This is a genomic window from Marinomonas spartinae (assembly GCF_016461715.1).
Classification (GTDB): Bacteria; Pseudomonadota; Gammaproteobacteria; order Pseudomonadales; family Marinomonadaceae; genus Marinomonas; species Marinomonas spartinae_A.
Genome location: NZ_JAEMUI010000006.1, coordinates 102,788 through 115,699, shown reverse-complemented (window position 1 = coordinate 115,699; position 12,912 = coordinate 102,788). Strand labels below are relative to the sequence as shown.

The following is a 12,912-nucleotide window of genomic DNA, read 5'->3' as shown; positions in this document are numbered from 1 at the left end:
AGTTAGCTAACCTTCAGCCTGCCTTGTCTTAACGCTTCATGCACTTGTGCTTTAGGTCCATCTGCTATCAGACGACCATTATCCATAACAATAATTCGATCTACCATATCGAGCATAGAGGCTTTATGGGTAATGAGTATTAACGTCTTATCTTTCATGGTATCCACTAATCGACGTTTCATACGAGCCTCCGTCGTGTTATCCATTGAGGCCGTCGGCTCGTCCAAAATAAGAATAGGTGGATCAAAGAGTAACGCTCTGGCAATAGCAATACTTTGTCGTTGCCCACCGGATAATTGCATACCACGCTCTCCAACAATACTGTCCAAGCCGTTCGGCTTGCGGTTAGCGAACTCAGAGACGCCTGCCAATTCAGCCGCACGAACAACGGCTTCATCTTCCATATAAGGCACCCCCATCAGAATATTGTCTTTGATAGAGCCATAAAACAGAGTAACGTCCTGGGAAACGCTCCCCACGTTGCGACGCAGGTCTGTAGGATTAATTTGTCTAACATCCACTCCGTCAACACGCACAGCACCATCAATAGGGGTATACAACCCTGTCATCAATTTACCTAAGGTCGACTTGCCCGAGCCAATTCGACCAATAATGGCCACTTTTTCACCCGCATTAATGGTGAAATTTATATGACTAAGCGCGGCCTGTTCTTGCTCTGGATAAGCAAAGCTCACTTCATCAAACTGAAAGTTTCCTTCAAAACGAGGTCGATGCACAAATTTGATATCATCAGGATTTTCAACAGGTGACCCCATAATCCCATTAAGGGCGGTAAAGGCCGATTTGGCTTGGTTATAACGAGTGGCCAACCCTGCAATCTGACCCACAGGACCAAGTGCACGCCCAGTCAGCATAACCGATGCGACAAGTGCCCCCATTGACATATGTCCTTCTGAGATTTGATACACCCCCACAATCACAATCACTACCGTGGTTAACTGTTGCACCACCATCGCAAAGGACGAACAAGACTGCGATAACTGACGAGTTTTCACCCCCCAATCGGCAATGTTACCCACTGCACTTTCCCATTGTTTCTGTAAGACACCTTCTGCATTATTTAACTTGACACTTTCGGCGTTATATAAGCTTTCAATGAGTATGGCGTTTTTCTGGGAAGAGGTCTTTTGACTTTCTTCTATTGAGCGTCGTAGAGGAACCTGAACAATAAAGCTGTAACCCAGGATCAAAAAAATACTTACAATGGGAATATAACCAACAGGCCCACCTATCAACCAAATCACCGCGATAATGATGAACATAAAAGGAAGATCAACCAGTGTGGTAATAGAAGCTGAGGTAATGAAGTCTCGAATACTCTCAAATTCCTGAAGGTTCTTTGCAAATGCCCCAACCGATTTCGGTCTAGATGACATTGTAATGTTGTTGACCTTAGAGAAAATCTTTGCAGAGATAAGAATGTCTGACTTCTTACCTGCGATATCTATAAAATAGGCACGCAAAGTTCTAAGTAGGAAGTCAAAAATATAGATGGTTACCACACCAACGGCCAATACCCATAATGTATCAAACGAATTATTTGGTACCACTCGATCGTACACATTCATCGTAAACAGAGGACTGGCCACGGCAAAAATATTGATGAGTAGTGAAGCAATGAAGACATCTCGATAAATCCGCCAAGATTGCGTAATCGTCCCCCAAAACCAATGTTTATGAGACACTTTTTCCTCTTCGTGCTGAGAGCGACGATCGAACTTGTATTGGGGACGCACGAAGAAACAATAGCCTGAATAGGTTTCATGAAGGTTATCTAGATCAACTTCTACTTCTCCCTCACCCGACTCTGGACGGAGTACCGTTGCCGTATGGCCATTCGTATCGACACGCAGCAGAATACACGCTTGTTTATCATGTAAGAGCAAAACGGATGGCAATACCATATCGGGAATTTTACCAAGCGGACGTTTTACTAAACGCGAGCTAATATTGATACGCTTAGCCGCACGCTTAAACATTTCTGGCGTCATTTCGTTATTTGTAATAGGCAAGCCCGCTGCAATAGAATCCGCAGAATAAGGGTTGTGAAAATATTTACTTAGTAAAACCAAGCAATCTAACAGCGGATTGGGGTACTCTAATGAGGCCCCATCAATGCTCCATTGGGGCTTAGGATTGACAGGTTCTTCCTCAGAACCTTCTGATGAGAGCTCTTCATTTTCCAGCTTATTATCTTCCACCTCTTCATGTTCCAAATCAGCATCAGATGACTCATCCTTCTTTTTTATCGTTTGATCTGAATGGGGCGTCGTCTCAAGTGAAGCAAAATCGTTCTGTTTTGGACTGGTGGAGTCAGACATACTGCACATACCCTTTAAAATATTGTAAAAAACATAGGTTTATTTTGCTAAGCTTATACATAATGGCTATAGAATAGAGCTTATTACAAGCGAAGGGAAGAACGCTTCTTTATAGAGACAAACATATAAGTTAATACATTACAGGAGCTTAGATGCTTTACGCAAAATTAAACAAAGAAGGGCACATCATCGATGTTGCGACGTCGCAATCCGATGAGTTCACACAACTTGTCGCCCCTAATGATCCCGTTGTTGCCGCGCTTCTTGAAGAAAAGCTTAAGTCATCTGAAGCCAGCACCGAAGACATACTAAAAAATTCGGACAATGAAATGATGAGGATTCTAGAAGACCTTATCGACCTACTAAGTGCCAAACGATTGATCCAATTTACCGAGCTTCCTTTAGCGGCCCAGAAAAAATTACTCAGTCGTAAGTGGATCCGTGGTGTGCACAGTAACAACTACGATGAGCACCTTATTCTAGAAGACAGCCACAAAATGAACGGGCATGAAGACTCTCTTATTTAATCTTCATGCCTATTGCGGGCCCTCAGCGTTATGTCACTATACCGCCAGATAGATATTACATATCTGACGGTAGGCCAATTGCGAACCCTTGTCCACCCGCCACATCAAAACGCTGCAAAGTAGACAGTTGATTCACACTCTCGATCCCTGTTGCGATGACTTGAATATTTAAACTGTTGAACATTTTACATAGCGTCTGCATAAAAAAGGACTCTGACTCTCTACCCGCTACCAATTTTGTATAAGAGGGATCCACTTTAACATAGTCTGGCATCAAAACTTGTAAGTAGTGGAAGGCCGAAAACTGTTTACCCACATTATCAATGCCAAAGGTCACCCCATGGTGCTTTAACATTTGAGATAGGTCAAACGCATAATCTTCCGAAGCGAGCACACTTTGTTCCGATATTTCAAACGTCAAAAAGTGGCGTAACTGTCCATCCAGACCTCTCAATACACTATCTAACCAATCAACAAACGATGGTTTAATGAATGCTGATGCTGAAATATTGACAGCCAAAGGTGATGTTAAACTATCATGACGCGCTTTTATGTACGTGATAACCCGTTCAATAATCACTTGGTCTACTTGATCACCTAAATCAAACTGTTCAGCCAAGCCGATAAAGTAGCCAGCATGATATTGCTTACCTTCATACTCAAGGCTGGAAAAGACCTCTTCATGCAGGGTTCCTAACTCACTCTCAAATAACGCGACTCTTTGTTTACGTAAAGTAAAGGCTCGATGTTCAATGGCATACTCCAACATCTCCCTCCATTCGATACGACCAATCGCCATTTCCTGACCTGTTTTGACATCAAATACTCGGCTGGTATTCATGCCTGCCATCTTAGCCTCCCGCAACGCCGCATCGGCTTGTGCCATGGCGCTAGATACATCAATGTCTCCGGTAATAATAACTGCACCAATGTTCGCAACCGCATCGGAATAACTGATCTTCGAAGTCACTAACTCCAGTAAACTGTCCATCATATCATTCACGAGATATTTCAACCGATCTTGATCAACATTAGGAATCAAAACCACAAAGTCCGCACCAGATAAACGTGCAACCGTCGCTGCCGATGGCAGACTCATTACCTTGCCAGTCAATATTTGAGCAGCCGATCGAATAAATAAATCCGCAGCCTCATACCCTCGCTCGTTATTTAGCTTGGCAAGGTCCGTCAAGCTAATCAAAGCAATCCCATCCATGGTTCGATCATTGCTCGCGAAATACGCTTTCGCTTGCCTATCAAAAAAATGTCGATTGCCAAGCCCGCTAACAGGGTCTTGAAACGCTTTAGATTGCAGCCATTGCACCGCGTTTGCCTCAGCCTCAAATTCCTTTTCTAATTTCTCAGCCATTCTATTCATAGACAAAACAACAGATTTAAGTTCGCGCGTTTTGGGAATCTTAGTCATTTTTAAGAAACGACGCTGCTGGATAGCTTCCGCTTGCTTCTCAACCTCAGACAGCGGTTTAAAGAGCCAACGCAATCCCAACCAACCCAATGCAACCATCACAACACCAATCGCAATAAAGGATAACAGCAAGTCACGTGTGGCTAGCCAAAGTTGATAATAGCCATACCCAGCACTGCCTGTAATATAAACTTGTCCCAACTCGTTCCAACCATTTGATACAACCGCATTTGCAACGGGGACATTAAAATCAATCATGTTAATAAACCACTGCGGGACACCCACAATTTTGGTTTCATTTTTACGGATAAGGTCGGTGTTGTCGGCATAAAAATGCACGCGCACTTCTGAAAAATAACCACTGTCAAACACCGCATTTACTGTACTAACAATGGATGCTTTATCTTTGTCGGCCATGTAGCCGGACAGTGACATGCTTAACGATGTCGCACTGTCCTGAGCCGTTGATGCTAACTGATTGACTAGATAGCCTTTTGTCGTATTGAAGTTAATTCCCATCACGGCAATCAGGACCAACGACAAGATGACAACAATCATCATCAGCAACTGGCGGAATAATGTCATCTGATTCTCCTAGTTATTGTACTTAGCAAAACGGTTGTTAAGATCTTTCCAAAGACTCAATCGAGAAGAGCCGCCCACTAGAATCCCTCGCCCTTTTTCCTTAGATAACCATAAGTTTCTTGCATTAAATGAATAAATTGGCTTTAGATCAGGCCGTCTTGTCGCTGGCTTTAATTCTTTATCTAAATTATCCAAAATGACAGGAATAGAAGTCGGTGTATGGTAATAAGCCAATACCATATGGTGCTGATCTAACGTCAATGATTTAACGTACACAAGACGCAGTTTATCATCGGGGACACCAAGTTCCCTAAGGGTAAAGTATTTGGCAATGGTAAAGTCTTCACAATCGCCCCCATCGGTTGCTAGAAACTCAATCGGTGTTGCCCAATAATCCTCTTTTCCCCAATGCTGAAGATCACTCACAAACGGTAACTGATTAAAGAAGTTATTCACCACTTCTAATTTTCTAACAATGGGGAGTTGTTTAGAGTTGTCGACTAAATGGCGCCAAGCCAGTATACGTTTCTCCGCTCTTGGGCCATACTCTTTGCCAATTTTTGCTGCCAGAGCCAAATATTTATTTGATATATCCGCTTGCAAATCAATTTGCGGCAAGATGCAAAGAAGCAGCAACACAACAATGAGCCGCCATTTTTTTCCATTGAAAAGCGAAAGAGAGAGCATCAGTCCAATTGACCTATGACAGCCATGACAACTTATTTAGAAAACTTAGCATTAAAATCAGCTAACTGTTCCGGTGTTGCCGCTGGCTGGTATTTTTCTTTCCAGTCATTATAAGGCTCCCCATAAACATATTCACGAGCAGCATCATAATCGATGTCTACACCTCTTTTTTCAGCTTCAGCAAGATACCATTTACTTAAACAATTACGACAAAAACCAGCTAAGTTCATCAAATCAATATTTTGTACGGATTTGTTGTCATCTAAATGCTTTAAAAAGCGACGCAATACAGCGGCTTCAATTTCTGTTTGCTTATCCATTGTCTTCTCCTAAAACTCTTTTTAACCCGCAATCTCTTTACCGAATAGCAATAATAGCGGGAATAGGTCTAATAGTGGCTGTATTTATTACCCTAAACGTCACGATTTCGATGCTGATGCCCTTCTGGTTGCTGACGCCATTGAAAGGCTTGAGCTGAGACCATAAAATCACGCAAAGGTTGCATATTTTTCTCGGTCAACTGTTCAATAGCATAAGCACACGCCTCTAACGTCGATAAAGCCTCCTCTTTCGGCGACTTACGGATGGCATAATCGTTGTGAGGAGGGGAAACGAAATGCCACGATATCATCGCTTGCAACTTAGGAGTTGACAAAAAAAGACGCTTTGCTTTTCGCCATGTTGCATCAATCAAAATGATACCTTCAATCTCCGCTTTTTCCTCTTCTGTCACCTGCTCTAAAGGGCTTGAACCTTCATTGGGAAAGACTAGCCGCCATCGATCAAGCGGCAATACATCCAGTGCAGCGTGCAACTCCTCACCGCTCTGTGCTGAAATGCAGCGCAGTGAGGGTAACACCAACCGTAATAAAGTTAGCGTATTCTTAGCATGTTTCGCTTCCCTTTGGTCTTGAATGACCACCACAGGCAATGGGTTGTTGATAGAGGGGATCCATTGACAGACACACTGAGTGACAAGAAAAGAACAGCCATCACAAACCAAACGATGTGAACGGGACATTTGCTAGACTATTTTTGCCAAATACGCCTTCACAACTTGATCCCAACCTAAATCAAGCGCTTCTACCGTCAAGGCATGTCCGATAGATACTTCGGTAATCCGACCCGATTGGCACAAAGCTTCAACGTTCGTTAAATCCAAGTCATGACCTGCGTTTACACCTAAACCTGCGTCTAGAGCGGCTTGGGCGGCCTCTTGATAGCGCGCAGCAATGGCATCAAAATCGTCTTTACCGTAATGGCTCGCATACTCTTCTGTGTACAATTCCACACGATCAGCCCCCACCTCCTTCGCCAAAATCATATTATCAGCATCTGGGTCCATAAATAACACCACACGAATACCTTTTTCCTTGAGCTTAGCAATAACTGGACGCAATGCATCCTGATCACGGGCCACATTCCATCCATGATCGGAGGTTAATTGATTCGGGTCATCCGGCACTAAAGTACATTGATGAGGAGCCACTTCCAGCACGACACTAAGAAACTGCTCATCTGGAAAGCCTTCAATATTGAGTTCTGCATCAGGATAGCGCTTAAGCAACTCTTTCAGATCATAAGCATCTTGATAGGTGGCATGCCTTTGGTCGGGTCTTGGATGAATAGTAATACCAAACGCCCCTAAATCTAATGTTCGCTTTGCCATATCCACCATATTCGGATAATTTCTGCCACGAGAATTCCGCAGTAAGCCTATTTTATTCAGGTTAACGCTCAAATGTGTCATATAACTTCTCTCGCTATCATTGTCTTCGCACCGCTACCATAGCAATCGCATGAATATACCTACCATTATAGAGAAAGGCGCCGAGCGCTTCACTAAACTCTTACACTTTGTTATCACGACACACGTCTTTCCAAGCATTATGGTAAACTCTCCCTAGAGCAGATTCGTTTTGGACCGTCTCTGAAAAAGAGGAATAACTGATGAAGTATGAAGCCTTCCAAAGCATTTATGATCGAGCGGCCCAGCGCCACGGAGGTACACTGGCAGTAGAACAAACCTTAAATAGACCGTTCTCCGCTGAGGCACTCAAGCAAATAACGGATGATCGATGGTTAGCGGCTTTTTCCCAAAAAATATTTCAATCTGGCATTAACTGGCAGGTCGTACGAAATAAATGGGATGGCTTTGAGGACGTCTTTTTTGGTTTTGATATCGAAAAGATGCTTTTGATCCACGACGAAATGTGGGAAGAAAAAGCCAAAGACACGCGTATCATTCGTAATTTAGGCAAAGTGATGACCATTCGTGAAAATGCATTAATGATCCACGAGTGTCAAACAAAGCATGGTACTTTTGCCGCATTTATTGCGAACTGGCCCACAGAGAACATCGTTGCCCTATGGACATACCTAAAACAACATGGGAAACGGTTAGGTGGCAACACTGGCCCCTATACATTACGAACGATGGGCAAAGACACTTTTTTATTGACCAAAGATGTCGAAGGCTATTTACGTCAGCACAAAATTATAACAACAGGAAGAAACACTCAGTCCGCCCTATTAGCGGCACAAACTGCATTTAACCACTGGCACAACGAAAGTGGCCGTTCTTTAAGCGAAATTAGCCAATGCATCGCAATGGGTGTCAATTAATTGCCCTCCCCGCCCACAAAGGAGCTGGCTAATAAGTCACCCTCCAGCATAAGAGTCAGCATAAACACGCTACAACACATACATTAGGAGAAAACATGGCCGATTTACGCATCGACATTATTTCAGATTTATCTTGTCCATGGTGCTATTTGGGATACAGCCGCCTAAAACAAGCCTTAGATCAGTTAGGCGATAATTACCTTATAGATCTGCGTTGGCAACCATTTGAATTACATCCCGATCTACCAATAACAGGCGCAGACAGAGAAACCTATCTAGGCGCAAAATTTGGCAGCCAAGAACGCCTCAATGAAGCAACCCACGCCCTTCAACAAGTTGGGCTTGAGAATGGTATTACCTATAATTTTTCGGACAAGGATCGCGTCCCCAATACTAAACTTGCTCATCAATTTGTTGCGGCGGCAAGCCAAGTCAAACTGGATACACCGCTAAGCTTAGCGTTATTTGATGCCTATTTCACACAAGGTAAAGACATTGGACAAAAAAACGTTCTAGAAGACGTAGCACGAAGCATTGGCATGAAAGACAAGGACATTCAGCTTGCCTATGAAGAGAAAACTCGAAAACTCGTTGATAAAAAAATTAAACAGCTTACCCAAGTCGATGTCACCTCCGTTCCGACCTACGTAATTAATGACAAATATATGTTACATGGCGCCCATCAACCTGAATCTTTCTTAAAAGTACTGAGTGATATTGCCGAGGACACTGTAAGAAGCTAGCCCTGCTAACGAGATGTGTACAGATTGAGCGTCATTAATCTGTACACTCTCTGTACAGAGAGTAAATCTATTAGATTTCACTGATACATAAATTTTTATTTTTTGATAACCATTACCATTTGCATTAGAATCAATCTATCGAATACAATTGAGAGTGATTTTCATTTATGTACGTATGTCTCTGCAACGGTGTCACGGATAAAAAAGTGAAGGAAGTGATTCAGGAAGGTGCGACCACGATGCGCGAGCTATATAAAGAGACTAACTTGGGAAGTCAATGTGGCAAATGTTGCCAATGCGCTAAAAAGATACTAAACGATGAATTGATCAATATTGCAGAAACACAGGTTCAAATTCAAGTTGCCTAAAGGCTCTCACACAATAGTAAGAGCCTCCAGACAATCAACACAGCACTACATTTGAGACTGAAGATAGTTTTCAATGCCAGATGTTTTGATCAAAAGCTGTTGTGTTTCCAACCAGTCAATTTGCTCTTCCTGCTCTTCCTGAATTTTCTCTAGCGTATCACGGCTCATAAAATCCAGTTTGTCTTCACACCGCTTTATGACATCTTTTAATATCGTCAACGTGTCTAATTCCAACTCTAGATTCGCCGCAATCATCTCTTCGCTGTTTTCACCAATACGCAAACGGCCGAGATCCTGTAAGTTAGGCAGTCCCTCCAAAAATAAGATTCGCTCAATCAAACGATCTGCATTTTTCATTTTTTGGATCGACGCCTTATAATCTGCTTTATCCAGTTTACTAAAGCCAAAATCTTTAAACATACGAGCATGAAGAAAGTATTGGTTAATACCCACCAACTCGTTCGCTAGTACCTTATTTAAACCCGCGATAACAGCCGAATCACCCTTCATCAAAAGCTCCTTCAATTAGCTCATTTGAGATTGAATGTAATTTTGCATACCAATCTTGTCCATTAGGCCAAGCTGCTGTTCTAACCAATAGACGTGGTCCTCTTCAGTATCAAACAAAAGCTTCTCTAGGATTTCTCGAGTCTGATAATCGCCTTCAGATTCACAAATCGCAATGGTTTTACGAACTCCCTGAACCACTTCTAACTCAAGAACCAAGTCATTCGACATCATCGAGCGAACATCTGTTCCCACCAGCAAATCACGACGTTTGGTCATGCAAGGAACGCCTTCAAGAAAGAGAATACGCTTGATAAGCCAATCACAGTGCTGCTTCTCTTCGTCCATTTCATGGTTTAAGCGTTCATACAGCTTTGCCAGTCCCCAATCATCATACATACGAGAATGAATGAAGTACTGGTCAATCGCAGCCAATTCATTGGCCAACAACGCGTTTAAACTATCAATAACTTTTTGACTACCCTTCATAACTCTTTCCTCCTAGGCGCCTCGATAAGGCATAAGAATACTCATATCCACTAAAACTAGTACTTTATCCATCTCATTATCTATTAATAAAACAAAGAGAAAAAGAAAAACCTAATAAAAAATATTAATCAGCCAAAAGGTCTCCCTCTATTTTTGCGGACTTCCCTTCGCCTTTTTTCACCTCTAACCGATCAATGCGCTGGAATCCACGAGGCAACTTCAGGCCGCGACGACCACGCTCACCACTATAATCCATTAAATCTTTCTCAACAAATGACATAAAGCGCTTACCCGCATAGGCCATTAAAAGATCGTCAGGCAATATACTCGCCATAGCAATCAGTAACTCTTCTCGCTCAGCGGCACGGGCACTTGGAATGCTCAGCATTTTATTACCTTTCCCCTTGGCCATTTTAGGCAAAGAAGCCACATCAAATACCAACATGCGCCCTTCATTAGACACCACCACAACCTTGCCAAACTCAGGATCATCCACCAATACGGGGGCCATCACTTGCGCCCCTTTTGGCAAACTCAAGGTAGCCTTACCCGCTTTGTTTTTAGCGTAAAGGTCTTTTAACTGAGCAACAAAGCCGTAACCTGCATCACTGGCAATCAAATAGTGAGCATCTTCATTATTCAAGACCGCTGAAACAATAGTAACACCACTTTCTAATGAAATACGCCCCGTAATTGGTTCACCTTGTCCTCTGGCAGAAGGCAATGAGTGTGCCTTAATAGAGTAGGTTCGACCATTTGACGCTAATAACACCAGCGTTTGATTAGAGCGCCCTTTTGCACTCACCAAAAAGCCATCTCCCGATTTATAACTTAGTCCCTCTACATCGAGATCATGCCCCTTACCGGCGCGAATCCAACCCTGTTTCGAGATCACCACAGTAATTGGATCGTTTGATAACAATGCTTCTTCACTAAATGCTTGTGCTTCTTTACGTTCAACAATGGGAGTACGACGCTCATCACCAAAGTCGTCTATTGCCTCACGAATCTCTGTAGAAATCAGTTTTTTAAGTTTAGCATCGGAAGCCAACAAAGCTTCAAGGTGTTTACGCTCTTTCTCAAGCTCATTTTGTTCTGCGGTAATACGCATCTCTTCCAGTTTGGCAAGATGGCGCAATTTCAGCTCAAGAATAGCCTCGGCCTGAATATCACTTAACGAAAAGCGAGACATCAACTCCACTTTTGGCTTCTCTTCGTTACGAATGATCTCAATCACTTCATCAATATTTAAAAAGGCAACCAGCAAACCTTCTAAAATATGCAGTCGATTGATTACCTTATCTAAACGGAATTGCAAACGACGTCTCACCACATCGATACGGAAACGTAACCACTCCGCTAAAAAACTTGGTAACGTCTTTACCTGTGGCAAACCATCTAAGCCGATTACATTCATATTCACACGATAGGACTTTTCTAGATCCGTCGTGGCAAATAAATGTGTCATCAACGATTCAATATCGACTCGATTCGACTTAGGCACAATCACTAAACGGGTCGCATTTTCATGGTCCGATTCATCACGTAAATCCACGACCATAGAGAGTTTTTTAGCAGGATTTTTATCTTGCATTTGGGCCGCTATCTGCTCAAGAACCTTGCTTCCTGATACTTGATGCGGCAGCTCACTGACTACCACTTCCCCTTCGATAACCTCATAACGAGCACGGGCTTTTATCTGCCCTTTACCCGTTTCATAGAGCTTACGGATATCCGCCCGAGGCGTAACGATCTCACCACCTGTTGGAAAATCAGGGCCTTGAACAAATTCCAGTAAATCGTCTAAACCTGCTTTTGGGTTATTCAGAAGATGAATACAAGCTTCACCGATTTCACGTAAATTATGAGGAGGAATATCGGTTGCCATGCCTACGGCAATACCCGTTGTGCCATTTAACAGCAAATTTGGCAGGCGTGCAGGCAACACAGAAGGCTCCTGTAACGTGCCATCAAAATTTGGCACCCAATCCACAGTGCCTTGAGACACCTCTTTGAGCAGCACATCTGCATATTTAGATAAACGGGATTCAGTATAACGCATGGCTGCGAAGGATTTAGGGTCATCTGGTGCTCCCCAGTTGCCCTGTCCATCAACTAATGGATAACGATATGAGAATGGCTGAGCCATCAATACCATGGCTTCGTAACAAGCACTGTCACCATGAGGGTGAAACTTACCTAACACATCCCCCACAGTACGAGCGGACTTTTTATACTTAGCCGTTGCCTTCAGGCCCAGTTCGCTCATCGCATAAATAATACGGCGCTGAACCGGTTTTAAACCATCGCCAATATGAGGCAATGCTCGATCTAAAATAACGTACATCGAATAATTCAAGTACGCCTTTTCTGTATAGTCTTTCAATGAAAGCGTTTCATTGGACTCAAAATTTGACAACTCACTCAAGGAGGTTTTCCTTCTACCGCGATTTTAGTGTGGGTTTATGAGCACACTACCCATAAATAAATTAACTGTGCGTACTATAAAGAAACACCCTTACCAACTGCAACCTTCACACCAATATTATAATGGAAAGACGAAGCTTCTCATGCTTCAATAAGGACGTAATAATAATCAGGAAAGAATGGCGA

13 protein-coding genes are annotated in these 12,912 nt (G+C 42.9%); 4 read left to right on the top strand and 9 right to left on the bottom strand.

Annotated elements, in window-relative coordinates; translation table 11 throughout:
* Nucleotides 1–2 precede the first annotated feature (2 nt).
* Complete coding sequence (locus tag JHD45_RS08120; protein ID WP_233407706.1) at nucleotides 3–2,342, bottom strand: type I secretion system permease/ATPase; 2,340 nt, start codon at nucleotides 2,340–2,342, stop codon at nucleotides 3–5.
* A gap of 152 nt (nucleotides 2,343–2,494) precedes the next feature.
* On the opposite strand from JHD45_RS08120, the gene JHD45_RS08115 reads away from it, so the two are divergent.
* Nucleotides 2,495–2,869: a hypothetical protein gene (locus tag JHD45_RS08115; RefSeq protein WP_199476015.1), complete on the top strand. Its 375-nt coding sequence runs from the start codon at nucleotides 2,495–2,497 to the stop codon at nucleotides 2,867–2,869.
* 55 nt (nucleotides 2,870–2,924) lie between these two features.
* On the opposite strand, the gene JHD45_RS08110 is transcribed toward JHD45_RS08115, so the two are convergent.
* From JHD45_RS08110 to JHD45_RS08090, 5 genes are all read right to left on the bottom strand, one after another.
* Nucleotides 2,925–4,880 carry an EAL domain-containing protein gene (locus tag JHD45_RS08110; protein WP_199476014.1) on the bottom strand — a complete coding sequence of 652 codons (1,956 nt, stop codon included), beginning with the start codon at nucleotides 4,878–4,880 and terminating at the stop codon, nucleotides 2,925–2,927.
* 9 nt (nucleotides 4,881–4,889) lie between these two features.
* Nucleotides 4,890–5,519, bottom strand: a complete 630-nt coding sequence (locus JHD45_RS08105) for a transglutaminase-like cysteine peptidase (RefSeq protein WP_325097271.1) — start codon at nucleotides 5,517–5,519, stop codon at nucleotides 4,890–4,892.
* An 80-nt stretch (nucleotides 5,520–5,599) separates the two neighbouring features.
* Nucleotides 5,600–5,887: a DUF1244 domain-containing protein gene (locus JHD45_RS08100; RefSeq protein ID WP_199476012.1), complete on the bottom strand. Its 288-nt coding sequence runs from the start codon at nucleotides 5,885–5,887 to the stop codon at nucleotides 5,600–5,602.
* Between the two features lie 92 nt (nucleotides 5,888–5,979).
* Complete coding sequence (locus JHD45_RS08095; RefSeq protein WP_199476011.1) at nucleotides 5,980–6,588, bottom strand: tRNA-uridine aminocarboxypropyltransferase; 609 nt, start codon at nucleotides 6,586–6,588, stop codon at nucleotides 5,980–5,982.
* Nucleotides 6,589–6,591: 3 nt separating this feature from the next.
* Entirely contained in the window at nucleotides 6,592–7,317 is a 726-nt protein-coding gene (locus tag JHD45_RS08090; RefSeq protein WP_199476010.1) for a pyridoxine 5'-phosphate synthase, read from the bottom strand.
* 200 nt (nucleotides 7,318–7,517) lie between these two features.
* Between JHD45_RS08090 and JHD45_RS08085 the strand changes: the two genes are divergently transcribed.
* The 3 genes from JHD45_RS08085 (at nucleotide 7,518) to JHD45_RS08075 (ending at nucleotide 9,303) form a co-directional block, all read left to right on the top strand.
* Nucleotides 7,518–8,192, top strand: coding sequence for a DNA-3-methyladenine glycosylase I (locus JHD45_RS08085; RefSeq protein WP_199476009.1), 675 nt, complete (start codon nucleotides 7,518–7,520; stop codon nucleotides 8,190–8,192).
* A 95-nt stretch (nucleotides 8,193–8,287) separates the two neighbouring features.
* The gene (locus JHD45_RS08080; protein WP_199476008.1) at nucleotides 8,288–8,935 is read left to right on the top strand and encodes a DsbA family oxidoreductase; all 648 of its coding nucleotides are present in this window, start codon (nucleotides 8,288–8,290) and stop codon (nucleotides 8,933–8,935) included.
* A 167-nt stretch (nucleotides 8,936–9,102) separates the two neighbouring features.
* Nucleotides 9,103–9,303 carry a bacterioferritin-associated ferredoxin gene (locus tag JHD45_RS08075; RefSeq protein WP_199476007.1) on the top strand — a complete coding sequence of 67 codons (201 nt, stop codon included), beginning with the start codon at nucleotides 9,103–9,105 and terminating at the stop codon, nucleotides 9,301–9,303.
* A 45-nt stretch (nucleotides 9,304–9,348) separates the two neighbouring features.
* On the opposite strand, the gene bfr (JHD45_RS08070) is transcribed toward JHD45_RS08075, so the two are convergent.
* The 3 genes from bfr (JHD45_RS08070) to parC form a co-directional block, all read right to left on the bottom strand.
* A complete protein-coding gene (gene bfr, locus JHD45_RS08070; RefSeq protein WP_199476006.1) occupies nucleotides 9,349–9,813 on the bottom strand; it encodes a bacterioferritin in 465 nt (154 codons plus the stop codon).
* 15 nt (nucleotides 9,814–9,828) lie between these two features.
* The gene (bfr, locus tag JHD45_RS08065; RefSeq protein WP_199476005.1) at nucleotides 9,829–10,299 is read right to left on the bottom strand and encodes a bacterioferritin; all 471 of its coding nucleotides are present in this window, start codon (nucleotides 10,297–10,299) and stop codon (nucleotides 9,829–9,831) included.
* Between the two features lie 124 nt (nucleotides 10,300–10,423).
* Nucleotides 10,424–12,727 carry a DNA topoisomerase IV subunit A gene (gene parC, locus JHD45_RS08060; RefSeq protein WP_199476004.1) on the bottom strand — a complete coding sequence of 768 codons (2,304 nt, stop codon included), beginning with the start codon at nucleotides 12,725–12,727 and terminating at the stop codon, nucleotides 10,424–10,426.
* Between the last annotated feature and the right edge of the window lie 185 nt (nucleotides 12,728–12,912).

Coding starts and splice junctions, on each gene's coding strand:
- JHD45_RS08115 (WP_199476015.1), top strand. CDS start 2,495: ATGCTTTACGCAAAATTAAACAAAGAAGGGCACATCATCGATGTTGCG.
- JHD45_RS08080 (WP_199476008.1), top strand. CDS start 8,288: ATGGCCGATTTACGCATCGACATTATTTCAGATTTATCTTGTCCATGG.
- JHD45_RS08100 (WP_199476012.1), bottom strand. CDS start 5,887: ATGGATAAGCAAACAGAAATTGAAGCCGCTGTATTGCGTCGCTTTTTA.
- JHD45_RS08120 (WP_233407706.1), bottom strand. CDS start 2,342: ATGTCTGACTCCACCAGTCCAAAACAGAACGATTTTGCTTCACTTGAG.
- JHD45_RS08075 (WP_199476007.1), top strand. CDS start 9,103: ATGTACGTATGTCTCTGCAACGGTGTCACGGATAAAAAAGTGAAGGAA.
- JHD45_RS08110 (WP_199476014.1), bottom strand. CDS start 4,880: ATGACATTATTCCGCCAGTTGCTGATGATGATTGTTGTCATCTTGTCG.
- JHD45_RS08095 (WP_199476011.1), bottom strand. CDS start 6,588: ATGTCCCGTTCACATCGTTTGGTTTGTGATGGCTGTTCTTTTCTTGTC.
- JHD45_RS08090 (WP_199476010.1), bottom strand. CDS start 7,317: ATGACACATTTGAGCGTTAACCTGAATAAAATAGGCTTACTGCGGAAT.
- JHD45_RS08085 (WP_199476009.1), top strand. CDS start 7,518: ATGAAGTATGAAGCCTTCCAAAGCATTTATGATCGAGCGGCCCAGCGC.
- bfr (WP_199476005.1), bottom strand. CDS start 10,299: ATGAAGGGTAGTCAAAAAGTTATTGATAGTTTAAACGCGTTGTTGGCC.
- bfr (WP_199476006.1), bottom strand. CDS start 9,813: ATGAAGGGTGATTCGGCTGTTATCGCGGGTTTAAATAAGGTACTAGCG.